We start from the raw sequence: 25,025 nt of genomic DNA, 5'->3' as shown, positions 1-25,025 counted from the left end.
TCACGGACAATAGCGACAATTCGAACACAGAGTTATACAAATGCAATATCCTAATGACGAAAATGGTCAGTTACTCGCCGAAATGGCTGAAGCTGGCATTGATTTGACGACACTTTTACCAGTCGATTTCTTTATCTTATTCGAGCAGAAGCCAAGCGCTGAGTCGTTTATTAAAGCAATGAATGAAGACGAACTGGCGCCAAAAATGGAATTGCAAAAATGCCCTGATACGGGAGTTTGGGAAGTAAAAACAACGGTAACAATGGTACCTGAACATCAACTACTTAGCCAAACAGAACAATACTTGGAAAGCATTGCAGATCAGCACGATGGCTATGGTGATGGTTGGGGAATTCTTGCCGACTAAAGTGAGTTGGCCCTTCTATAACGACCTTGGTAGTCAAACAGCTTATCTGTCACCTGCCAACCAAAACGTTTGTGCTTGTGTGCAATCACAAAATCCGGAGCGACAAGTAGTCGCTCTGCTGTAATTACGTCCTCTACGCTTTCTAACACACTATCTGGTTTTTTCGTTTGTAAACGCTTCAAATAGTCGAGCTGAAAACACAGCTTACTCGCCGATTTAGAAAAGTCATAACGTTCAGTGAGCTCAGCGCCTTCTTCATCGTGATAAATGACTTTAAACCGCTGCCCACTTTCTTTCTCGATTGAAAGACCCTGACAACGTATCACCATCGCATTTTTTAAATTCAATGCTTCGCGCAGTTTGTCATCCGGATCAACCAATACCAAGGCACATTGGTGGCAGCGCTTCGCGGCAATGTCATTTTCTGCACCACAACCATTACACGTTTTGAATCGAAATCGGAAATCACATTGCACTGAAGTTTCATCATCTTCTAGCAATCCCTGGCAACGACGTCCAAAATGTTCCGTTACTTTACCATCAGCACCTACCCTACCCCAGAACGTGTTTGCAAACCCACATCCCGGACAAAGTACTTGCACAGGCTCAGTGTCTGGAGCTGGCTTTGGTGACCCAACTTCAGGATAAAAAAGGTTAAATCGATTCCCTGCATAGTCAATCAATAAGCAATCCTGTTTATCTGGAAATAAACGAAGTCCCCTCCCCGCTATTTGTTGATATAGGCTTATCGATTCCGTCGGTCGTAAAATAGCAATAACGTCCACGTGTGGAGCGTCAAATCCGGTTGTTAATACAGAAACATTTACTAAATATTTAATTTTTTGCGTTTTAAATGCATCGATGAAACTTGCTCTTTCAATCTTAGCTGTCTCTCCAGTGATAAGTGCCGTTTGCTCGCTCGGTAAATAACCCGTAATTTCTCTAGCGTGCTCTACTGTTGCGGCAAATATCATTACACCTCGCCGCATTTCGCTTAATTGAACGATATCCTGAACAATAGAAAATGTGGCTCGTGTTTGCTGCTCCAATAAACGGTTCAACTCAACATCACTATAACTGCCTTGAGGACTTGGTTGAATTGATGAAAAATCATAATGTTCTATAGCGGGGTTAATGGATTCTGGTGGGCACAAATAGCCTGACTTGATCATATAATTGAGCGGTAGTTCAAATATACATTTACTAAATACTGCATTTTTTTCACCACGCACAAACCCATGGTAATGCTCGTAGTAAATCCAACCTGTGCCTAGGCGATACGGGGTTGCGGTTAGTCCCAAAATCTTCAAATTTGCGTTATTTTTTTGCAGTTGCTTGATCACTTGCCAATACTGACTTGTGTCATTTTCACTAATGCGGTGGCATTCATCTACTATAATTAGTGAATAATATTCGTTTAATTGCGCTAGATTACGCGCCAAAGATTGAATACTTGCAAATGTTACTTGTTCCGATAACGACTTTTCGCCAAGTCCTGCTGAAAATATACTGGCTTTTAATCCGAAACTTTCGTATTTGTCTGCATTTTGTTCAACAAGCTCTTTGACGTGAGCGAGTACTAAGATTTTATGTTTCGCTAGTCTTGCGAGTTCTGCGATAACAAGACTTTTCCCGGCCCCAGTTGGCAGCACGATGACGGCAGGATTAGAGGTCTTGCGAAAATGTTGAAGGGTTCGTTCAACCGCTTCCTGTTGATAAGGACGAAGAGAATACTGCATAAACAAAAATAAAAAAGCGCATGCTAATTAGATTAGCATGCGCTTTTTTAAAACTTAAATTAAATTAGATGTTCTTCTAATTTTACGCCTTGGAAAGCTTTAGGTGTTTTACCGCGTCCAGTCCACTCATGAACTTGACCGTCAACTTCTATACGGTATTTAGGTTCAACTTTTGAGCGTTTGTCTTGAGCGACTGAGCCAACTAGGTCATCTAACGTTAGTCCTTTTTCTTTTAACATTGCCAAAACTTCCTCTTTGGCTTTTTCTTGTTCGCGTTGTGAGTCGATAGCTTCACTGATCAACTCTAAAGCTTTATTTAAATCTGCGAAACTTGCTGATTTGATAAAGGATTTAATTTCACGCATTTGCATCTCTCTTTGTTAAAAACAGGACCTTATATAGGCACTAATAAATTACTCTACTAAATATAAATAAAATTCTGTTTATACGCAAATTATTTAAAGAAAATGGTAAATTAATAGAGAATCAATTTTAAAAATGAATGTATTTCATATTTCTCGATTGTCAAAGTGAGGATACTGAATTTCTAAACACCGTAAGATTTCCCGTATGTAATATTAACGCATAAAAGTCACATTCATTGAGAAAATGTGATTATTGTTTCCATACCAAATGTGACGTGAACCAGAATTCAAATGCCTTTCCTAATTATAAAAAAATAAAGCACCCGAAGGTGCTTTTATTCTATTTTACCGTCCAATGTATTTGGTCACCGGCTTTAATCGGTACGACATTGCTATCCCCCAGAGGATAAGACTCTGGTACATCCCAGCTCTCACGTTCCAACGTGATAAAATCTGAATTTCTTGGTAAACCATAGAAATCCGGACCGAAGAAACTAGCAAACCCTTCAAGCTTGTCTAACGCGTTTGCTTCCTCAAACGCTTCAGCATACAGTTCGATAGCCGCATGAGCTGTATAAGCGCCTGCGCAACCACATGCCGCTTCTTTCTTATCTTTAGCATGCGGAGCCGAATCGGTACCCAAGAAAAACTTTTTATTACCGCTTGTCGCCGCTGCAATAAGCGCTTGCTGATGAAGATTGCGTTTTAAAATCGGTAAACAATAAAAGTGTGGGCGAATGCCACCAGCCAACATATGGTTTCGATTGTACAACAGGTGGTGTGCCGTAATTGTAGCCGCCACGTTATCTGACGCAGCTTCGACAAACTCGACGGCATCTTTGGTTGTGATGTGTTCCAATACAATCTTTAAAGTAGGGAATGCATGGACTACTTTTGCCAATTTCGTTTCCAAAAACACTTTTTCTCTATCAAAAATGTCTATGCTGGAATCCGTTACTTCGCCATGCACTAAAAGTAGCATGCCTACTTCTTGCATCGCTTCCAAAACAGGATAAATGTTTTCAATATCAGTAACGCCAGAATCTGAATTGGTTGTTGCACCTGCTGGATACAATTTGGCAGCGACGATATGTCCAGTTGCTTTCGCTTTTTTAATTTCTTCTGGAGATGTTTTGTCCGTTAGATAAAGTACCATGAGAGGGTCAAATGAACCGGTTTCTCTCGCGGCTATAATACGTTCACGGTACGCCAACGCCGTAGCAGTATCTGTTGCTGGAGGGACAAGATTGGGCATGATAATCGCACGGCCCATATAACGACCGGCATCTCGTACTGTGTCTTTTAACACCGCGCCATCGCGCAAGTGAATATGCCAATCATCCGGTCTGGTAATCGTAATTCGCTCTGTTTTATTCGTCATTGCCTTTTTCCAACGGTGAGTTTGCACGATCATAGGCAGTTGCCACTGAGGTGTAAAGCCCAACACGGGGAAATGACAACGCTAGCATGAAATTTACACATTTTTTTACGTGGAAAACTAGAGAATATTTGTCATTTTAGTGACAAGTAAGTTAACTTATCGTCTCACTCTATCTTCGGTGTTGTTATGTTTTCTGAAAAAAAAATAAAACTAGAATCGAAAACGGAACAGCTTGCTATCATCAATCAGTTTTCATCGAGTTTATTGCACATCACGCAACTGGATGAACTCTTTGATTACGTTACACGCGAAGTCGTTAGCAAACTCGGTTTCGTTGACTGCGTTATTTACTTAACCGATAAATCGGGCTCTATGCTGCAGGAAGTCGCGTCGATGGGCGTTGGATATACCATGCCAAACGACACATCGATGCATTTAAGCGATAACGATGCGACACGTGCACTTAGCGATACACCCTATCAAATCGAAGTGACTCAAATCCCAATTTCTGAAGGGATAACAGGGTTTGTTGCGACTAGCCAACAACCTTTTGTCAGCGGTGATGTGTCTCAAGAAGCCCGCTATGTCGCAGATTCTCGCCCGGCGCTTTCGGGAACTATGTGTCCCTCTCGTTTACGAATCAGAAACCCTAGGAGTAATCGATTGCGAACACCCTGAGCGAGACTATTTTACCGAAGCACACATTCAAATTTTATCGACCGTCGCGCACTTACTCAGCGCTAAAATCTATCAACTGCGTACCTTTGCAAACCTTCAAGCAACGGTAAAGCAGCTAAACGAAGCGCAATTAATAGAACAGTCTCTATTGAAAATTGCCAATGTTACCTATGGCTCGCGTAAGCTCGACCAATTCTATGATGATATTTATCAAGTAATAAGCGCGTTACTGCCCGCCGATAACTTTTTTATCGGCCTATACGACACCACGCAAGATGCCTTAGAAATCGATTTTCTTGTCGAAGCTGGCATCAAATGCGACGCACATCACCGAGTGTCTAAGGATCAACTAAAAAACACAGCGTCGTATTATTTGTTAACAAAGGGGCAATCCCTGCTTTGCAGCGAGGCACAATTTCATGCACACATCGAAGCTGGTGACTTTACACTCGTTGGACGAGCGCCCAAGTCGTGGCTTGGTGTCCCTTTTCAGGTTAATGATAATGTTAAAGGTGTCATCGTTATACAGAGTTATCACAGTGAATCGACCTATGACGAACATCATCAAAGCATACTGACCTACATCAGCCGACAAGTCGCGATGGCAATTGACCGTCAGCTCTCTAGACGCGCTTTGGAGCATCGAGCATTGCATGATGAACTCACCGGGCTTGCCAATCGTTATCTACTAATCGAGCACATGAAACACGCTATTTTATGTCTCGACAGGAAAGCATCTGAGCAACTTCATGCATTACTTTATCTGGATTTTGATCGCTTTAAGAGTATCAATGACTCTTTGGGTCATGATGTCGGCGATCGTTTTTTAGTCGCGATATGTGGCTTAATTAAGTCGTGCATTCGTAAAACCGATACCTTTGCGCGCCTTGGTGGTGATGAATTTGCGATTTTTATGGAAAACGTAAACAGTAAACAACAAGTGGCCATCGCGATTGAACGGATAATATTGGCGCTTTCTAAACCAATACAAATTGAGAGTCATGTGTTGCAGGCGTCCACGAGCATTGGTGTTGCGTTTACGAATAATGTCGATGACAAAGCCCTCGAGTTACTGCAACAAGCTGACGCTGCAATGTACGAAGCAAAAAGTAGTGGTCGAGGCCAAATTCGTTACTTCAATAACGCCATGCGTAAGAAGCTCAAACGTCAAGCGGACATTGAAAATGACCTTCAAACAGGCATTAAAAATCAAGAGTTTGAATTATATTACCAACCAATTTTCAGCCTCAACAATCCTAAAGTAATGAGTTTTGAAGCCCTCGTACGTTGGCATCATCCAAGAAATGGACTTGTGTCACCGATGGAATTTATTCCTGTGGCAGAACAAACTGGTCAGATCATGGAGCTTGATTTGCATCTTTTGCGCCTAGCCGCCAAGCAGCTTTACGCATGGCAATGTGAAGGCATGCTGACTCGAGTAACGGTAAATGTCTCATCTCGTCACTTTGCCAGTCTCGACTTTGTAAAATACATTCACCAACTTTACGAAGATTACGACTTGAAAGCGGGCAGCCTTAGTTTAGAGATCACCGAGTCTGGCCTTATTGAAAACCTGAGTTTAGCCACGAAAATTATCAAAGGTTTAGAACCTATGGGGGTGAAGCTTTACCTCGACGATTTTGGTACAGGTTATTCAGCGCTTGGGTATTTACACCAGTTACCGATCCACGTTATTAAAATCGATAAGAGCTTTGTCGACCAATTAACCAATCGAGCAAATCCGTTGGTCGATGCGATTCTATCGCTTGCACGATCACTTGATTTAGACGTGGTAGCGGAAGGTATCGAAAATCCGAAACAGTGGGCGCTGTTAAAGCGTAAAGGCTGCCAATTTGGTCAAGGTTACCTCGTCTCAAAGCCGCTACCAAAAGAAGACGCGTATCGTTTTTATCAAGAGTACGAACATCAAGAAGAGGCACACCTTTAGTATTTGTTCCAAGCTCGCAATACTAGGCTACTTGTCACACTGTCCCCATTCGTGCAGTGTGGCTGTTCACAACGTCTTATGCGCTTTGCTAACGTGGCGTCTTACTAAACTCCTCGCGCAATGCCTTCGCTGCGTTAACCATATTCCTGAGAGCTTCGCGGGTTTCGTGCCACGCTCGCGTTTTTAAACCGCAATCCGGATTCACCCATAAACGCTCTACAGGTATTTTTTGAGCCGCTTTTTTCAGTAGTGATTTAATCCATTCAACTTCTGGAATATTGGGAGAATGAATGTCATAAACACCGGGACCAATGTCGTTTGGATAGTCAAATGATTCAAATGCGCTAAGTAACTCCATATTTGAACGAGATGTCTCTATAGTAATCACATCCGCGTCCATATCAGCAATTGCTTCTATAACGTCATTAAATTCCGCATAGCACATATGGGTATGGATTTGAGTTTGGTCTTTAACCCCACTCGCACTTACTCTAAAAGCATATGCAGCCCAGTCTAAATAATGTGACCATTGTGATCGTTTTAGTGGCATACCTTCTCGAAATGCAGGTTCATCAATTTGGATAATATCAATACCCGCATTTTCCAAATCCAACACTTCCTCTCTTATCGCCAAACCAATTTGCTTCGCTATCGTAGATTTATCTAGGTCTTCTCGGGCAAATGACCAGAATAAAATGGTCACAGGTCCTGTCAGCATGCCTTTCATTTTCTTAGCGGTAAGCGACTGAGCGTAGGTTGTCCATCCAATCGTCATTGGATTTGGTCTAGACACATCGCCCCAAATAATTGGCGGTTTTACACATCGAGATCCATAGCTTTGCACCCAGCCAAACTGCGTAAATGCAAAGCCATCAAGTTGTTCGCCAAAGTATTCAACCATGTCGTTACGCTCAGCTTCGCCATGAACTAAAACGTCAATATCAAGTGCCTCCTGCTCTTCTACGACATAACGGATCTCCGCCTCCATTTGTGTTCGATATTCAATATCATCCAAACGCCCAGCTTTAAGATCGCGACGAGCCTGTCGTATCGATAACGTTTGGGGAAACGAACCAATTGTAGTAGTTGGCAATAGTGGTAAGCGTAAATGCTTGTTTTGTTTGACGATCCGTTGCTCAAATGGCGATAAACGTCTTCCGTCGTCAACCGTTAAGGCCGCCACTCTTGCCTGAACCTCTGCATTATTAACTGCATTCGACGTTGCTCTCTCTTTCACCGGTGATGAATACGCCTTGAGAGTGGTTTTGTCCCCAGATAAAAGTGCCTCTTTTAGTAACGCGAGTTCTTGTCCTTTTTGTTTCGCAAAGGCGAGCCAAGACTTAATGTCCTCACTCAGCGTTTCTTCTTGATCTAAGTCGACAGGCGAATGGAGTAAAGAACACGATGGCGCTAACCACAGATTGTCTCCTCTAAGTCGTGCGACTTCAGCTACTTGCTCATACACCACTTCTAAATCGGCACGCCATACATTTCGCCCATTTATCACACCAAGCGACAGTACCTGATCTTCACGAATGAGCGCGTGCAGCCCATTGGCGTCTACGTCGCTATTTACAAGGTCAAAATGCACACCTTGAACAGGGTACGATCTAATGTCTTCAAAATACGCTGACACGTTATCAAAATACGTTGCAAGAAGAAGCTTTATATTCAACTTTCCCAACGCATTAAAACTATTTTTCAACGCTTGCCGATAATCTTCACTAAGCTCCAACGCTAATATCGGCTCATCAATTTGCACCCATTCAACTCCTTGCTCTGTAAGCTTGGATAAAACCAATTGGTAAATGGCAAGAATAGCGTCTAAATGTTTTAGTTTATCAAACTCAGCATTAGCACATTTTGCAAGATACAAAAAGGTCACGGGCCCCAGAAGTACAGGCTTAATTTGATGCCCTAGCGCTTGCGCTTCCCGGACGTGTTCAAAAAGCTCTGTCCAGGCAGGTGAAAAACGTTGCGGCTCCTCTAACTCAGGCACAATATAGTGGTAATTTGTGTTAAACCATTTCGTCATTTCACTTGCTGTGCAAGCACATCCCGTAGGCGCTTGACCTCGTCCAATCCTAAATAGTGTATCGATATCTACGTCATCGACTCCTTGCCTATGTCGACTAGGAATAACACCTAACATTAACGACGTATTTAAAACATGGTCATACCATGCAAAATCACCAACAGGTAATAGTTCTATACCACTGTGTGCTTGCAACGCCCAATTTTCTTTACGGATTTCACACCCTTTTGCCAGCAACGCTTGCTGAGAGATTTTTCCTTCCCAATACGCCTCAATTGCAAACTTCAATTCTCTCCGTTTACCAATTCGAGGAAAGCCCAAATTGTGAATCAATGCCATGTCAATGCTCCTTTTTAGATGTTTAGACGTCCAAAAAATACGACTATTGATTGAATTCAACAATTGATGCTTTCTCAGTAACAACTTGAATAAAACTAATTTGGGTAAATTACAAAAAAATTAAAATATTTAATGACAACGCTGTCATTATTGATGTTATAGTAGAAATGTGAAAACAAGGTAAATTTAGCCTCTTTTTTTAGACGTCTAGACATTGAAACGTAAGTTTTAAGCGCGTAGACTGTGTTTAACCTGAGCTGAGCTCACTATTTTTATGAGATTTATTAAAGATGATTGATGTAAAGCACCTTAAGACAATTTCAACACTCAAAGAAACGGGTTCTTTGGTTAACACCGCGCGCGAATTGTACTTAACGCAATCCGCCCTCTCTCATCAAATAAAAGACCTCGAAAACAAGTTGGACTGCCAACTGTTCGAACGGAAAACTCAGCCAGTCCGATTTACGCCGCAGGGTATGCTTTTACTTGAGCTAGCGAATGAGATTTTGCCAAAGATAGAGGCAACCAAATGTCGCTTGAAAGAAAGTCTCAATCAACCAATTTCTCAATTGAGATTAAGTGTGGAGTGCCACGCCTGTTTCCACTGGCTATTGCCCACCATTCGCGAGTTCAATAATTTTTGGCCTGATATTAAAGTCGATTATGAGCGAGGCTTCAGCTATGACGCTATACCAGAGCTCATGAACGATGAACTTGATTTAGTCTTAACCTCTGACATGCGCGAACCGGAGCATCTAGAATATGCTCATTTATTTGATTTCAAACTCAAATTGATTGTAGCGCCGGACCATGAGTTAGCGAAGAAAGCGTACGTTACGGCCTTGGACTTGAAAGATGAAACCATTATTTCATACCCGATCCCAAGAGAGCGCCAAGATATTTTTAAACATTTCATTCAGAATGCGCGTTTTGATGGAACGTTGAAAACGGTTGACCAAGGTCTACTTATATTCCAATTGGTCAGTGCAGGTATGGGTGTTGCTGCTTTACCAGATTGGTTAGTCACCCCCTATGAAAGCCAAGGGTTAATTAAATCAATTCCTCTTGGCGCGCTAGGTCTTTCTCGTCCAATGTATCTTGCAATGAAAAAGTCAATGAAAGATAACCCTGTTTATCGTCATTTTTTAACCACTTGCAAACAAACCAATAGCAGATAAAGACTCAAAACGTTAGACTCTTCAATCAAAGGATACTTGTAACTAGACGTCTATGTTTGAATTAAAGAAAATCATTGGCAGCTCGCTTATGCCGCTGCCCTTTTTACTCATCACCCTGTTCATATTGCTGTTGTTGAGCAACAAAACGCGAAAAGTGCTTTGGTCTATGTCACTCTTATGCGTGATTTCACTTTGGTTGATTAGCTCACCTTGGTTTGCCCAATTTATAGTGGCACCGCTTGAAGGACACTATGTTGCTTTCAACAATAAAAAGCACCCTGAGATCGATCAAATCGTCGTCCTTGGTTGTGATGTCCGTTCAAATCCTAAAGTACCGCCAAATAGCCAATTGGGTGGCTGTGCATTAAGTCGAATCGTTGAAGGGATCCGCATCTTAAATCTTTACCCTGATGCGAAGCTGATAGTCAGTGGTGCCGGTATTGGAAAAGTGACAAACAGTAGTTTGATGACCAAGGTTGCTGTATCAATGGGTGTATCGAAATCACGTATTTCGCAAAACCCATTGGCCAAAGATACAGCCGAAGAAGCAAAACTATTGGCGCCGAAACTCGTTGACCGCCATGTTGTGCTTGTAACAAGCGTAAGTCATATGAAAAGAGCACAAGACTTATTTGCTAAACAAGGCGTGGAAACGATCGCCGCCCCTACCGAATTCGCCAGCCTATCTATGTGGGCTGACTACAAAATGTTCATCGCCAATGCGGAAGTGCTGAAGATTGTTACAACGCACATTCATGAGTGGATAGGACTTACATGGCTCGGAATCGTTCGATTTGTGGATCCGGAAGCGATGTAATATTGTGTAAAACTCGACGTTTTACGAACCATTTTCTACGCTAATTGAGTAATATTACGCAAAAAATTGAAAATTGGTGTAAAACTAGGTATAAATAGTGTTTATTCTCAATCCCGCGATTTCGCGTACAGAAGACTAGGAACTAGCATGAGTAAACTAGACAAAACTGAAGTGTTGAGCGCTTTCGAAGCGGCTTATGAAGCAAAAAACGGCAAAAAGCCAGATATCGTTGCTAAGTCAGGCTGGTTCAGTGTTGATGGTGGCAAAAATATTCGTTTAGCTGAAGTTGCGGCTCTTACTGAAGAATTAACTTCTGGTTCAGCACCTGCTGCAGAAAAGAAAGCTGCCCCTGCTAAGAAAACGAAAACAACGAAAAAAGCAGAAGCTAAACCAGCTAAAAAAGGTTCTTTCACCGTAATTAAAGCAAACGAAGATGGCGATAAAGCTGAAGAGTTATGGATTGCTATCCTTGCTCGTAAAGACCACGATTGTCGTTTGCCACGTGGTGTTGTATAAGATAGTAATCTCATTAAAAAAGCCGCTTTAATCGCGGCTTTTTTAATGTCTGAACGACATGTCATAAAAGAATAGCGTGTTTTCAACCACCCTATTCTTTCATTTAAATCATCAAACTGACTGGTTTATTCCGTCTCGAAATACAATTTTTCGCGCACTGGTTTGCCGACTTCATTCATTGTTGCGGCATCAAACAAGCGTCCATTTAGCATGGTATACTCGACTTTGTCCGTATCTCGAATATTGGACAGAGGATCACCATCAATAACAATCAAATCTGCCAGCTTTCCAGCCTCAAGCGACCCAATGTGCTTATCAAGTCCGATATATTTTGCGGGGTCAATCGTCGCTGCTCGGATTGCTTCAAGCGGTGTCATACCGCCTTGTGCGAACATCCAGATTTCCCAATGTGCCGCTAACCCTTCACGCTGACCATGTGCACCTAAATTCACTGTTACACCTAAATCTTGGAGCTCTGCCGCAATGCGCGCACTGTTAAAGTGATTGTAGTGGTGTTCAGGCGCTTTAACTCGACGCATAGATCTTGGTAACAACTGGCTTTTTGGCACAAATTTACTTAAGCGCGGATGATTCCAAACATCCGTTTTGTCGTACCAATAGTTTTCACCCCAAATACCCCCATAAGCGACACCAAGCGTTGGTGTATAACCTACATCGGATTGAGACCACAACTGACGAATATCATCATAAATTTTTGCCGGTGGAATGGAGTGTTCAATTCCCGTATGGCCATCAACAATCATGGTTAAATTGTGCTGAAGAAGAGAACCTCCTTCCGGTACAACCATCATGCCAAGTTCGCGGCCAGCTTCAACGATCTGCTGGCGTTGTTCACGGCGCGGTTGATTGTATGATTTTACACTAAATGCACCGACTTTTTGTAAACGTTCAATGTGGAACATCGCGTCTTCAAGTGAATCAACTTGAGAAGTATACCCGGCTAAATTCGCGCCGTACAAAATGGTCCCTGTCGAAAAAATTCGAGGCCCAACAATCGACCCTGATTTTTGCATTTCACTTGCGGTAAAGACTTCACTTGTGTCGTTTGATGGGTCGTGTATCGTCGTCACACCAAGCGCAAGTCCAGCCAAGTTTTTCCAATTTTGCTCGGGGATGATTTCATCACTGCCTTGGTCACCGTGAGCATGCGCATCAACAATACCAGGCATAATTGTTTTACCCTTAACATCAATGACTTTGGCGTCTTTTGGTATGTTAACGTCAGTCACACTTCCAACCGACTTGATGTGCTTTCCATCGGTTATAATGACACCTTGTTCGATGACTTCCTCACCGTTCATCGTGATGATTTTCGCGCCAACCAACGCAATCATTCCTTTGGGTTCATCCATCTTCTGCTTGAACCCAATGTTCGTTCCGTTGGCTACTTTAAAGTCGGTTTTGTCGTCGGCTTTAATATCAAAGATATTTTTCAAATCAGCATGATACAGTTCCGGTCCTAACGTCCAGTAGAGTTGATTCGATGAAGCAGTCCAGCTCAGGCTCTCTCCTGCTCGAACAGAGAGTTGCTCGACAGGAATTTGCTTGTCATCAGGACCAATTTCAATGGGACTACCACGCTCAACCAATGGCGTTACAAAGACTTTAAATCGTTCTGCAAACGCAAGGTACTTACCATCTGGAGAAACCCTAAATTCCGTTGCATGTTTAGATTTATACAGCGTATGTGTTGTTTTTTCTTTTAAATCAACCACGTTTAATTGGGGCGTGGGTGAACTGTCCATCAAGTATAATTTATCATTGCTAGCACCAAATTGAGGCTGAACGCCCTCTTTGGTGACAAGAGTAGATTCCCCTCCTTTGATAGACACTTGATAGATCCCTTCATGCAATGACCAATCTTTTGGCAAAATAGAAGAGCCTCTTACTTTACGGTAAACCACGCTATTGCCATCTGGGCTAAAGGTGGTTTCAACGTATTTACCAGGTTCTCTGGTCAACACGGTACTTTTGCCACCTTTTGCAGAGATAACGCGAACAGTCCCTTGGTTTTTATCATCCCAAGTTACATAGACAATCTTTTTACCATCACGAGAAAACTGAGGGAACAATTCAAAATGTTCGCTTTGCTTAGTCAACCGATTTGCTTTCCCAGATTTTAAGTCACGTACATATAAGTAACCCAACGCTTCAAACACCGCCGTTTTACCATCTGGCGCAATTTGTACGTTGCGCAGCATTTTTACATCGAAATCAGCTGTATCGATATTTTGGGCAAATCGCAGTGCTTTTTGTACTTTCTTTGTCGTTTCAACATTAAACTCGATGGTATCGACTTTTTTGTCTTCAACACTTAGCGTGTGGATCTTGCCGCCCGCCCAAAAAACAAGCTTTTTATTATCCTGACTCCACGCAATTGTCGGGTAGACGCCATGAATTGCCCAGGTTTCTTGCATGTCTCGATCGAGTTTGTCATAAAGTTTTGTTTCTTTACCCGAATGCAGATCATACAAATACAATGTAGACTGGAAATCATCACGCTTTATGTAAACCAGCGATTTTCCATCCGGTGAGGGTGTTGGTCTGATAGCACCACCCGGACCGGATAATATCGTTTCAATTTCACCCGTTTCTCGGTCAAGGCGCTTAATTTTGTAGATACCAGCCGTAGAGTCTTTGGAATAGTGGAATGTTTTTCCTGGTGTATCGTCTTGAGAGAAATAGACATAACGTCCATCAGGTGAAAATACGGGTTCACCTAAATCCTTTTGATCATTCGGTCGTTTTGTAAGTTGAACACCACTGCCACCAGACTTGTGATACATCCAAACTTCGCCAGCTCCTAATGAGCGGGTCGCCGTATAATGTTTACGTGCAACAATAAACTCACCATCTGGACTCCACGATGGGCTATTCAAAAGACGGAAAGTTTCCTTTGTAACGGGGCGTTGATTTGAACCATCTACATCCATTACCCAGATATTATCGCCACCACCTTGATCTGAGGTAAATGCGATGGTTTTACCATCTGGGCTGAATTTTGGCTGCATTTGCCAGCCAATGTCTGAGGTCAGCAATGTAGCCTTCCCGCCACTGATTGGCATGATATAAATATCACCAAGTAAATCAAACGCGATTGTTTTTCCATCTGGACTTAAATCCACGTTCATCCACGTTCCTTGACTCACGTTGATTTTCGCGTCGTGAAAATCACCTTTCGGCGAGTCAACTTGCCACTTCTCTGCGTCCTCTTTTGCATAACTAAAAGAACTGAGCGCAAGGGCAATACTTGTTGCAACAACGGTATGCAGCATTTTTTTCATTCTTCTTACCTTTCAAGTGTGCTTTTCCCTATAAAAGCAAATTAGGCGAAGAATAACTAGAAAAATGCTACGGATACCCGTTTAACAGGGTCTAAAAGGTTGCTGTTGGATGCCAGTTTTCTGGGTCAAAGCGGAAATATTCAACCATGAGATGATAAAGTTCAGGCTCTTCATGCTTAAACTGTCTTGGTTTCTCAATAAAGGTTTCTGTTGCAACGGCGAAAAATTCTGCCTCATTCGTCGCGCCATAGGGGTGGAAAGTATGTGGCATATGATACGCAATCTGTGTTTTCAAGCGTTGATAAGCACGTGTAAACACTGTTCCCCATCGACCGTAAGTAATGCTTTTTGGTAACAGAGGCGTACCATTCGTCTGTCCCGTTTGCTGATCTAATTGATGCGCAAATTCGTGAAATACCAAGTTGTGACCATCTTGCGGAAGGCGATTACCTTCAAGCACATCATGCCAGCTTAGAACGAGCGTTCCTCCAGGCCAAGATTCTCCTTGTCGAATGGTCGTGTGATAACTCACTAAACCGGCACCATCACGACTACTTTCCGGAACGTAGTAACTGCTCGGATAAAGTAAGACTTCTTTAACATTTGGGTATAAAGGCCAAGACTGATTTATCACAAGTAAGCACGCATCAGCTGCCACAATTAACCCCATCGGACGGTTAACCGTCAGACCATCCCTACCCAATATCCGTTTTTCACCAAGAAACCAGACGATATGTGATTCCAATCGAGACTGTTCTTCCTTGGAAAGTTGACGGTAAATAGGCATATATCGACGCAGAATTTCTTTATCTTGGGTAGACAGACGGTGTTGCTGATATTTATGCTGCCAAAAAAAACGTTGAATGTCGTTAATTCGCCAATAGGCGACGACAAATAGAATTAATAAGAAGATCAGAATGACATTGACCATGATTAAACTCTCTGCTGTGTTCAATTTTAACATCCAGCCAAGAGTGCACTTTTTCGCCAAGGCCATGATATTGTCATTAATGGTTATCCTTTTCTTGGTTTTCAAGGATTCTTTGTTAGGATCAGTGAAAAAGAATTGTATCGTCTGAAAATGCAGTTACCCATAGACACATTAAAAACCCCTTTTTTAAACGCGCTTGAGCAAGGCAATGTAGTCGTCAGCGCGGCAACCGGTTCAGGTAAATCAACTCGATTGCCAATTTGGGCGAGATCTAAGGGCTCAGTCCTTGTTGTCCAACCTCGTCGTATTGCCTGCACCGCATTGGCTGAATATTTAGCAGAACAATCAGGGACACCTCTAGGTCATCACATTGGCTATGCCATTCGATTTGAGCAGGCGATAGAAGAAAACTGCAATATTGTTTTTGCCACGCCCGGTGTCGCATTACGCTGGTATTTCGAAGATAGGCTAGAGAAATATACAACGGTGATTTTGGATGAATTTCATGAGCGTCGCTGGGACATGGACTTACTCCTCGCTATATTGCAAAAACGTGCTCAGCACCGTCTTGTATTAACCTCCGCGACATTGCAAGGTGAATTATTTGCACAGAAACTAAACGCCACCCTGCTAAATTCTGAGGGTTCGCTCTTCCCTGTTGAGGAACACTTCATAGCAAGCGACATGCGTGCAATGCCAACTAAAGAGTATTTGGCTGAGCGAGCAAAACAGGCGTGTGAAATTGCACTTGAAGACACAACTGGAGATATCTTGGTGTTTTTACCTGGAAAGGGTGAAATCCAGTTCGTTAAAACGGCACTTTCATCACTTAACACCGAGGTGATCCCTCTCTTCAGTGGCTGTGATAAGCGATTCCAAGAAAATGCCCTAAAAGTCCAAACTCATCGACGCATAATACTCGCGACTAATGTTGCGGAAACCTCTCTGACCATCCCCAACGTCACGTGCGTAATTGACAGTGGGCTTGAACGACGAACTCATCTTCGGCAAGGGCGCACCGTATTAGGGCTTGAAGCAATCGCGAGAGATTCCGCAAAACAGCGAAAAGGCCGAGCCGGCCGTACCCAATCTGGATTGTGTATTCGGCTTTATGGGCAACATGCGCCGCTCATCGAAAAAACACCCCCTGAAATCCATCGTGAATCACTCACTGAATTAGTACTCGCCGCGGCCTGTTTGGACGACGGTGTTGATGGTTTACCGTTTTTTGAGCCTTTACCCGAGAGTGCAAAACAACTGGCGATAAATACATTACAAAACTTAGGTGCCATAGCATCGAGTTCTGGTCAGGCAACTGAGCTCGGAAAAAGTCTCTATCCACTTCCTTTAGACGTCGAGCTTGGGCAGCTTATTATTTCCATGCCCTCTTCAACGCTCAGACAGGCCATTATTGATTTAGTGTCGGTTATTGCAGTTCCAGCAACCGTGTATACGTTACCGACAAGCGTGGATGCAATTAACGCATTGAATAAGCAGTTTCCGGACGCCTGCGACATTACGTTATCTATTGCGGTTCTGCGAGGACTCATCCCTGATATGGCTGTTGACGCAGAAGCGATAAAAGAAGCTAGGCAGTATAGTGAAATGCTCAGAGCACACTTCTCGTTGCCTGAACTGTCAAAAGCGTCTAGTTATGATAAAAGTGCATTATTGACTGCCATTATTCAGGCCCAACCTGAACGATTATTCATTAAACGAAATAACCGCCGAGACACATTTGCCAACGGTAAGATTGAAGTCAGTTTGGCAAAGCAATCCTGCGTGCAAACCACTGCTCAAAGTCTTCTTGTCATGAGTACTTTTACGCTTGCAGGTCGAGGCACAAAAAACGCCATTACATTGGCGACAATTGCCAGTCCCATTGTTGTGAATCGCATATCTGAATTCATTCCTACTCAAGAATCGATAGTCAGTGTTCAATTCATCGACGGTCAGTTAAGTGTTACCATTGAAAAACGTTATGCCGATGTCGTGCTTGCACAGTATCACCGCGCACCTTCGACTGAAGAATTGCCCAGAGTTTTAGCCAAAGCTTTTGAGCTGCAATTGCTAATGCCTCGCCTCTTTGAACAAGTGAAGATGGACATCCACTATCATCAAATTTCAAATCAATTGAAAAAAGATCCGAATCAAGTACCTGAACCTATCGATTACCTAACTCAACAAGTCACTAAGTTAGGTATAGCGTCTTTCGACGACCTTGAACTCGTGACCGAAGCGGATTTTCAATATGATGGCATCGAAGCTTGGGAAATAGAGTCTCTAAAAGAAAAATTTCCACTTAAGTTAGTGCTTGCAAACCAAAACCTGAATGTTCGCTATGCTCTACAAGGCAAAAAGGTGACGATTGAATATGAAAGCGGTAGCAGAAAGGAAGCTCCAAAACGATGGGAGCTTCCCGCATGGAGCGGCTTATCAATTACTTATCAACGGGCTAGCAAGGTCGTTCCTATCAAATAACAATTTCTGACGCCCTGTGCATACAAAAAAAGCCCCGTTTAAAACGAGGCTTTTTCAAATTTTATGCGACAAGCCAATGCGCCATTAAGGTAATGACGGGTAACGTAACAATGGTACGTAAAATGAAGATGAGGAATAACTCCCAAAGATTCACTGGGATTTTACTGCCAAGCAGTAACGCGCCCACTTCTGACATGTAAATCAACTGCGTTACACTCATCGCAGCTACGATAAATCGTGTGACATCACTTTCAATGCTGCTCGCAGCAAGTATCGATGGAATAAACATGTCTGCAAAACCAACAACGATGGTTTCCGCCGCTTTCTCTGCTTCAGGAATTTGCAGCAATTCTAAGAATGGAATAAACGGCTTGCCCAAGTATTGGAAAATCGGTGTGTATTCAGCGATGATGAGTGCGGTTGTACCTACCGCCATAACTACAGGCAATACAGCAAAAACCATATCTAAAGCGTTATGAGTACCTTCTTGCAACGTACCTTTCACGCCGGGAGCTTTTTGTGCTTTCAATAACGCGACATCTAGCGCGTGTTTAAACAAGGTTTTACCCTCAGGCACCGCTTCTGCGTTTTCATCTGCGGGCGAACCATCAATGTAAACTTGCTTTTTGAAGCGAAGAGGTGGAAGACGTGGAACAATAAACGCAGCAACAAAACCGGCTAAACAGACGGTTAGATAAAATGGCGCAAATAAGTATTCTAACTTTACCTGCCCTATTACCACTAGACAGAATGTGATAGACACCGCTGAAAACGTTGTACCTATAATCGCCGCTTCGCGCTCAGTGTAAAATTTTTCTTCATATTGGCGCGCAGTCATCAAAATACCTACACTCCCATCACCTAGCCAGGAGGCAACACAGTTCACCGCACTGCGACCTGGTACGCCAAATAATGGACGCATCACTTTAGTAAAGAGCGTACCAACGAGTTCGAGCAAACCGAAGTTAAGCAGCAAAGGTAACAATAAACCTGCCAAAATAAATACTGAAAAGAGCACCGGTAGCAGATCATGTAGCACTAACGTCCCAGTATTGTCTGAATGAATAGCATGTGGACCGACTTTAAAATAGGTCATCAGAATAAACACCATGCCAGCCAAGCGAGTCACCAGCCAAACAGGGCTCACTTTGAACAGATGCTGGATGATATGTACATTACGAAACAGTTTTACATTAAAAACCGATACCGCAATGCTCATAAGCCCCGTTATACAAACGATAGCGACGATCAGAGGATGAATAAAAGGAGCAACAAATTGTTGAACATTTTTTGCCATTACAGCAATTGGAATAGTAACTACATCGCCAACTGGCACTGGAGTCATAAACAAGAAAACCCCAATCAATGAGGGGACGGTGAACGCAAACAGCGTACGCCAGAAGTCTGGCGAGGTGCGACTGATAGCCATAAAATTTTCCACTTAAGTAAAACGAAGAAAAGAGCTTACGCTCTTTTCTCTACCCTATATTTCTAATTATTTTAGAGTCTTACGTCCTTTTGACGCACAGCATTTAGAAGGCCTTGTTGCAGCGCCTGAATTGCTTGAGCATCGAGTACTTGGTCATTTCCATTTTGCCAAGTTAACACACTTCCACCTTCTTTATTGGAGGAAATCTTAATGGTGTACTTGCCATTTTCCAGAGGTAGTGATGGTACAGAATCACCCCAAATTGAATTCCAAATGCTGTCTTCTGGCTTCTCGTAGGTCACAGCAATCGTTGACTCATCAACGTTCACTTTGTCGACAGTGAAACTTAGTCCTTCCAGTAATCCAGATACTTTATCGAAAACATGTTCAAATGCCGTAGACAAAACGAGTGCCGCATTACCTTCGTCATCAGACCCAATTTCAATGGCTAACTGGCCTTCAGCTTGTCTCATTTCCGCTAATAAACGACGATATTGGTAATCGTATTCTGTAACCACTTCGTTTAACGCACGCACTTCAAGTTGTTGCTTCAACAAGTCAGTTAAGGGAATATCATCACTACGGTAGTCAATTAATTCGACAATTAAACTCGCAGTACGTTTGTGCTCTTGTTGTTCGATGTGAAATTTGAAGCGCTGCTGAGAAGGTAACTTAGCGTCCTCCCAAAACCAGCCATCTTTTGGCTTAATGAGCGTGAACCAGCCACTTTCGATTGTGCCTGTCACTTTATCTGAACGTTCTGCAGCGACGTTATTTGAACTCAGCGCACCTTGAGTAGCCATCCAAATCGAATCCGCTAAATCTTTAATGCCATCATTTTTGTCAAAATAAACGCGAGAAACTTTATCACCCTCTTCTATCCATGTGCCTTGCGCGACAGTTAATACTTGCTGTGGCGGACGAAACCCTTTGGGCTCTTCTTGGCTCTCATATTGAGCGATATCCATTTTAAAATCAGGATCGATTTCTGGAGCTTTTAATGTACTTGGAACTTTGACAGGCGCATTTGCTCGGTAATTACGAGGATGGTGCGCGTCATTGGTAAAAATACTACAACCAGATAGTGTTAATAGAACACCGCAAGCCAATGACGTTTTAACCCAATACTGCACTAAATTTCTCCTTAGCAAACCCTTTATTGTCGTTCTCGTATATGAGTGGGTAATGCCGAAATGGTTCATTTACTTTGATAAATTTTTTACCGCTAACCTGCGGTATTCGCCAATTTACAACGGCGATTAGTAAAATTGAGCCTTATGTTACTTTCAGCCGCATACAAACACAAGTAACTATGCCAATGACGACCGTAAATAGAAAATTTGCTCTAACGCGGCAAAGTTTAGAGATGGCGATAAAGAAAGCATCTATGTTATTCTCGGACGCTTGCCATCTAGAGGGTGGTAAAAATAGCAATTTATAACTAGGCTCTGTCGCAACACTAGGTATTTTTCATGGCAACTTTTGCAAATCAACAATTAGTTTTGACAGCAATTGGCGAGGATCGCCCTGGAATAGTCAGTGAATTAACAAAATTAGTGAGTGACTGTCACTGCAACATCATTGACAGTCGCATTGCAATTTTGGGAAATGAATTCACCTTTATCATGCTTTTATCTGGGGATATGGCGGCATTGTGCCGTGTAGAGCATTTGCTGCCCCTAAAAGGTATGGAAATGGGTTTATTGACGATGATGAAGCGTACTTCTCAGCATATTCCAGGAGAATATAGTGCAGGTTATACGCTCGAATATCACGGTGTGGACACACCGGGTACACTCAGTAAATTCACCGGATTTTTTGCCGAGCAAAACATCAGTATTTGTTCTTTAAAATCGGACACGTATGAAGAAAACGAGCAATTAATGATGCGTTGTGAAATCGAAGTAAATATTCCTGTTGAAGTCGACAGTGACGAATTCAAAATGAAATTTGAAGATCTTTCTCGCAAGCTAAACGTAGATTATATTTTCAGACGCATTCGCTAAGGATATCCAATGAATAGACTTCAAGCGGGCGACAAAGCCCCTCTTTTTACACTACTAGATCAAAACGGTCATGAGGTCAGCCTTGCTGAACTTTTAAAAGACCAACAAGTACTCGTCTATTTTTACCCCAAAGCACTTACCCCAGGTTGTACTGTTCAGGCGGAAAACTTAAGAGATCAGAAAGATGCTTTGGCACAGTTAAACACGATCGCGGTTGGTATTAGCCCCGATGCGGTTAAAAAGCTAAAAAACTTTGAAGATAAAAAAGAACTAAACTTCACCCTTCTTTCAGATGAAGACCACGCAATTGCTGATGCATTCGGTGTATGGGGACCAAAGAAATTTATGGGTAAAGAATACGATGGGATCCACCGAATTTCCTTTCTAATCGGTCAAGATGGCCTTGTGAAACACGTATTCGATAAGTTCAAGACAAAAGACCATCACCAAGTCGTGATTGATTTCTTGTCAGCGTAAACCAGTAAAAAGCCCGCAGATGCGGGCTTTTTTAATTGATACCTAAATACTTGTGTACTTGCACGGAAAGACGCCAATTTTTCGCTTTACATACTTCAATCGCGAGTTTTGTTGCTTTAGCTTTTTGGCTAATGGGCTGCAGATATACAAGCGCTGGACGCGTAGCTGTACGCTCAAATAACGCCTCTAATTCTTCAACGTGCTTGTTCATGGCAATTGGGTGCTTAATTTCGTTTGCTCGCTGCATAGCTGAAGTGAGTACTTCGTACCCACCACGCATATTTATTTTCGGTGATACCGTTACCCACGTTTTCTCTGGGGCAAGTATTTCAAATGTGCCGCTTGTTTCAATTTGAGTGGTATAGCCATGTTCATGTAGCAAATTACATAGCGGATTTAAGTCGTACATACACGGCTCCCCGCCTGTGATTACAACGTGTTTTGCCTGGTAATTACGTTGTTGAAATAACTCAAATATTTGTAGCGCTGATGCATTCGCCCAAAGATCGGAATCTGCTTTTTTTTCTACGGTTTGTTCAAGACTAACTAAATACGTGTCATTCACTTCCCAAGTTTGTTTCGTATCACACCACGCGCATCCAACTGGACAGCCTTGTAGACGAACAAAAATAGAGGGCGTGCCGGTGTAACTCGCTTCTCCTTGGATAGTTTCGAATATTTCGTTAATTTTATACAAAGCAAATCTCTTCTTTACGACTCAATCAGTTTCTTAATGTGCACAGGTAAATTTGTCATTTCTCGTGCGGCCGTGTAGTATATCGCGCCCTGACTTAAACCTCTATCAAAATCGAGGCATTTATCTATGAGTGAAAAAGTTGTCGTAATCTATTCTGGTGGTATGGATTCATTCACCGTATTAAATAAAGCCGTACAGCAAGGATACGAGGTTTACGCGCTGTCGTTTAATTATGGCCAGCGACATGTAAAAGAATTGAATGTTGCGGAAGATGTTTGTCGAAACCTAGGTGTTAATCACAAAATCGTTGATATTTCAGCTATTAATCAACTAATTGGCGGTTCGTCACTGACAGATAATATCGACGTGCCTGAAGGCCACTACGAAGAAGAAAGCATGAAAAGTACGGTTGTTCCAAACCGAAACATGATCTTACTTTCTCTTGCTGTGGGGTACGCCGTTTCGTTAAAAGCGAACAAAGTTTACTACGGTGCGCACTCAGGTGACCACGCTATTTACCCTGATTGTCGCCCTGAATTCGTGAAAAAAATGGATGACGTTTGCCGTATCGCAAACTACGAAGAAATCGAAATTGTGTGTCCATACCTAAATGAAAGCAAAATTGAAATCTTAGCTGATGGGTTAAAAATGGGTCTCGATTACGGTCAAACATGGACATGTTATAACGGTCGCGAAAAAGCGTGTGGCAAATGTGGTGCCTGCCAAGAGCGCCTTGAGGCGTTTGAGATTAATCAAGCTCAAGACCCACTTCCATACGAAGTTCAATAATCGGTTTTTATGAGAATAGCGCAACCTGAGTGCTGTTCTCATCGCCCTGACTGTTGATAGCACCTGCATTCATAGGCGTTAATTGCCTTGCAAATAAATGGTCCTAAAAATCACCAAGAAGTCGAATTGTAACAAATGACTTCTGTCACTATTTCTATAAAGCGTTTCAACCTATACTACTGTTCAAAACAGAAGGAGAAACGTATGGCTTCAACAACAATGGCTTTTCTAATCGCGACCATTGCTATTGTTTTTAGCGTGATAAGCAAAATATTTACTCGGTATTTTGACTATAAGAAAAACTCAGCAAAGAACGCGGAAGACAATGCCCAACTCTCGAATGAAATTATCGCGCTTAAAAAGCGTATTGAAGTACTTGAACAAATCGTGACGGAAGATGGTTACCAGGTAAAGCAACAGTTTAAGAGCTTATAAAAATAAAGCGGTTTTAAACCGCTTTATTGCCTTCCGTATTCAGGTTTTTCGTTTTGTCGAATATCCCTAAGCGAATACGGATAAAATGCAAGATTTCACGCGCAACATCAATATCAAGCGCGTTTTCTAGTCCTTCAAATCCCGGACTTGAATTTGCTTCGCATATTTTGAAATGCTCATCATCAAAGAGTAAGTCTATACCTGCCACATCTAGATTCAGAATATTTGCAGTTTGTGTTGCCAACCACTCTATTTCTGGCGTGATTGGATGTGGTGAGCCCTGTGCACCAGCGCTAATATTGGCTTTGAAATTCTTGCCACCTGAATTTCTTTCCATGCATGCCACCGCACGACCTCCGATGGTAAATACACGTAAATCGCGCCCATGACTGGATTTAACAAACTGCTGTAAGATAATGTTTGCTTTTGGGTTAGTCGCTTCAATGAGTTGCATTAAATCATCAAATTCGCTGCGCGTTTTTGATAAAAACACACCACTCCCCTGAGAACCAGACAACGTCTTAATCACAACAGGAAAGCCAATCTGTGATTCAACTAAATCAATGTTCACGGGAAACTTGACCAACATCGTCGTTGGCGTAGGCAAATTTTGCTGCGCAAGGATTTGCTGTGCATAAAGCTTATCTTTTACCACTTCGATAGAATGCGAACTGTTAAAACAATGCACGCCTAATCGTTCTAAATGACGAATAATAGCTAGCGCAAAGTATGTTGTTCCAGCCCCCATTCGAGGTAATACGAAATCAGGAAGCTCCACTGGCGTGCCATCGATAAGTACGCTCTTCTCGTCTTCTCTGGTAACCATCAAATCAAATTGATCGGGTGAATAGACTTTCAGATCGATGTTTTCTTCTTTGGCTACTTGCATCAATCTATCAATTTCATAGGTCTCTTGTTTGATTAGATTGGCAACATCTTTATAGATTATCCATCCACGCATGTCATGCTCACTTAAATTTGATGTGTATACTGGAATAAACTTATTGTTCGCATTAAGAAAGTAGCTTTTTTTAAAAATCAAGCTACTAAATGCACAAATTTGAGTTTATCTAGCATAAATTTTTGCAAAGACGCGAATTATCTGAGTAATT

General features: G+C 42.4%; 19 protein-coding genes and 1 pseudogene. 10 read left to right on the top strand and 10 right to left on the bottom strand.

Annotated elements, in window-relative coordinates; translation table 11 throughout:
• Positions 1-40: 40 nt before the first annotated feature.
• Positions 41-367, top strand: coding sequence for a ribonuclease E inhibitor RraB (locus tag NI389_RS16495; protein WP_208843009.1), 327 nt, complete (start codon positions 41-43; stop codon positions 365-367).
• Here NI389_RS16495 and NI389_RS16490 read toward each other — a convergent pair.
• The 3 genes from NI389_RS16490 to pyrC all read right to left on the bottom strand — a co-directional run bounded on the left by NI389_RS16490 (position 364) and on the right by pyrC (position 3,852).
• Positions 364-2,106 (bottom strand): DEAD/DEAH box helicase, encoded by a 1,743-nt coding sequence (locus tag NI389_RS16490; RefSeq protein ID WP_308360918.1) that lies wholly within the window; start codon positions 2,104-2,106, stop codon positions 364-366. The genes NI389_RS16495 and NI389_RS16490 overlap by 4 nt on opposite strands.
• Before the next feature lie 59 nt (positions 2,107-2,165).
• On the bottom strand, positions 2,166-2,471 hold the full coding sequence (locus NI389_RS16485; RefSeq protein WP_308360917.1) for an H-NS histone family protein: 306 nt from the start codon (positions 2,469-2,471) through the stop codon (positions 2,166-2,168).
• A 340-nt stretch (positions 2,472-2,811) separates the two neighbouring features.
• Entirely contained in the window at positions 2,812-3,852 is a 1,041-nt protein-coding gene (gene pyrC / locus NI389_RS16480) for a dihydroorotase (RefSeq protein ID WP_308360916.1), read from the bottom strand.
• A 186-nt stretch (positions 3,853-4,038) separates the two neighbouring features.
• On the opposite strand from pyrC, the pseudogene NI389_RS16475 reads away from it, so the two are divergent.
• A pseudogene (locus tag NI389_RS16475) lies at positions 4,039-6,478 on the top strand (bifunctional diguanylate cyclase/phosphodiesterase).
• A gap of 88 nt (positions 6,479-6,566) precedes the next feature.
• On the opposite strand, the gene metE reads toward NI389_RS16475, so the two are convergent.
• Positions 6,567-8,852, bottom strand: a complete 2,286-nt coding sequence (metE, locus tag NI389_RS16470; protein WP_308360915.1) for a 5-methyltetrahydropteroyltriglutamate--homocysteine S-methyltransferase — start codon at positions 8,850-8,852, stop codon at positions 6,567-6,569.
• 290 nt (positions 8,853-9,142) lie between these two features.
• On the opposite strand from metE, the gene NI389_RS16465 reads away from it, so the two are divergent.
• From NI389_RS16465 to NI389_RS16455, 3 genes are all read left to right on the top strand, one after another.
• Positions 9,143-10,030: a LysR substrate-binding domain-containing protein gene (locus tag NI389_RS16465; RefSeq protein ID WP_308360914.1), complete on the top strand. Its 888-nt coding sequence runs from the start codon at positions 9,143-9,145 to the stop codon at positions 10,028-10,030.
• 52 nt (positions 10,031-10,082) lie between these two features.
• The gene (locus tag NI389_RS16460; RefSeq protein WP_308360913.1) at positions 10,083-10,847 is read left to right on the top strand and encodes a YdcF family protein; all 765 of its coding nucleotides are present in this window, start codon (positions 10,083-10,085) and stop codon (positions 10,845-10,847) included.
• Positions 10,848-10,994: 147 nt separating this feature from the next.
• Positions 10,995-11,363: a hypothetical protein gene (locus tag NI389_RS16455; RefSeq protein WP_308360912.1), complete on the top strand. Its 369-nt coding sequence runs from the start codon at positions 10,995-10,997 to the stop codon at positions 11,361-11,363.
• A gap of 125 nt (positions 11,364-11,488) precedes the next feature.
• Here NI389_RS16455 and NI389_RS16450 read toward each other — a convergent pair whose 3' ends face one another.
• Together NI389_RS16450 and NI389_RS16445 are read right to left on the bottom strand one after the other, a co-directional pair.
• On the bottom strand, positions 11,489-14,668 hold the full coding sequence (locus NI389_RS16450; protein ID WP_308360911.1) for an amidohydrolase family protein: 3,180 nt from the start codon (positions 14,666-14,668) through the stop codon (positions 11,489-11,491).
• Positions 14,669-14,759: 91 nt separating this feature from the next.
• Positions 14,760-15,599 carry a M90 family metallopeptidase gene (locus NI389_RS16445; protein ID WP_308360910.1) on the bottom strand — a complete coding sequence of 280 codons (840 nt, stop codon included), beginning with the start codon at positions 15,597-15,599 and terminating at the stop codon, positions 14,760-14,762.
• 150 nt (positions 15,600-15,749) lie between these two features.
• On the opposite strand from NI389_RS16445, the gene NI389_RS16440 reads away from it, so the two are divergent.
• A complete protein-coding gene (locus tag NI389_RS16440; RefSeq protein ID WP_308360909.1) occupies positions 15,750-18,080 on the top strand; it encodes a DEAD/DEAH box helicase in 2,331 nt (776 codons plus the stop codon).
• A 61-nt stretch (positions 18,081-18,141) separates the two neighbouring features.
• On the opposite strand, the gene NI389_RS16435 is transcribed toward NI389_RS16440, so the two are convergent.
• On the bottom strand, positions 18,142-19,509 hold the full coding sequence (locus NI389_RS16435; protein WP_308360908.1) for a YjiH family protein: 1,368 nt from the start codon (positions 19,507-19,509) through the stop codon (positions 18,142-18,144).
• Between the two features lie 71 nt (positions 19,510-19,580).
• Positions 19,581-20,642 (bottom strand): outer membrane protein assembly factor BamC, encoded by a 1,062-nt coding sequence (bamC, locus tag NI389_RS16430; RefSeq protein ID WP_308360907.1) that lies wholly within the window; start codon positions 20,640-20,642, stop codon positions 19,581-19,583.
• 339 nt (positions 20,643-20,981) lie between these two features.
• On the opposite strand from bamC, the gene NI389_RS16425 reads away from it, so the two are divergent.
• Positions 20,982-21,515 (top strand): glycine cleavage system protein R, encoded by a 534-nt coding sequence (locus NI389_RS16425; protein ID WP_208843000.1) that lies wholly within the window; start codon positions 20,982-20,984, stop codon positions 21,513-21,515.
• Between the two features lie 9 nt (positions 21,516-21,524).
• Entirely contained in the window at positions 21,525-21,992 is a 468-nt protein-coding gene (gene bcp / locus NI389_RS16420; RefSeq protein ID WP_308360906.1) for a thioredoxin-dependent thiol peroxidase, read from the top strand.
• A gap of 31 nt (positions 21,993-22,023) precedes the next feature.
• On the opposite strand, the gene queE is transcribed toward bcp, so the two are convergent.
• Positions 22,024-22,689 carry a 7-carboxy-7-deazaguanine synthase QueE gene (gene queE, locus NI389_RS16415; RefSeq protein WP_308360905.1) on the bottom strand — a complete coding sequence of 222 codons (666 nt, stop codon included), beginning with the start codon at positions 22,687-22,689 and terminating at the stop codon, positions 22,024-22,026.
• 126 nt (positions 22,690-22,815) lie between these two features.
• On the opposite strand from queE, the gene queC reads away from it, so the two are divergent.
• Positions 22,816-23,478, top strand: a complete 663-nt coding sequence (gene queC / locus NI389_RS16410) for a 7-cyano-7-deazaguanine synthase QueC (RefSeq protein ID WP_308360904.1) — start codon at positions 22,816-22,818, stop codon at positions 23,476-23,478.
• A gap of 204 nt (positions 23,479-23,682) precedes the next feature.
• Positions 23,683-23,913, top strand: a complete 231-nt coding sequence (locus tag NI389_RS16405) for a hypothetical protein (protein ID WP_308360903.1) — start codon at positions 23,683-23,685, stop codon at positions 23,911-23,913.
• 13 nt (positions 23,914-23,926) lie between these two features.
• Here the strand turns inward: NI389_RS16405 and NI389_RS16400 are convergent, their stop codons facing one another.
• On the bottom strand, positions 23,927-24,874 hold the full coding sequence (locus NI389_RS16400; protein ID WP_308360902.1) for an ATP-grasp domain-containing protein: 948 nt from the start codon (positions 24,872-24,874) through the stop codon (positions 23,927-23,929).
• Positions 24,875-25,025 lie beyond the last annotated feature (151 nt).

The organism is Pseudoalteromonas xiamenensis (assembly GCF_030994125.1).
Taxonomy (GTDB): domain Bacteria; phylum Pseudomonadota; class Gammaproteobacteria; order Enterobacterales; family Alteromonadaceae; genus Pseudoalteromonas; species Pseudoalteromonas xiamenensis_B.
Note: the sequence above shows the minus strand (reverse complement) of the source record. Positions and strands in the feature narration are given on the sequence as shown.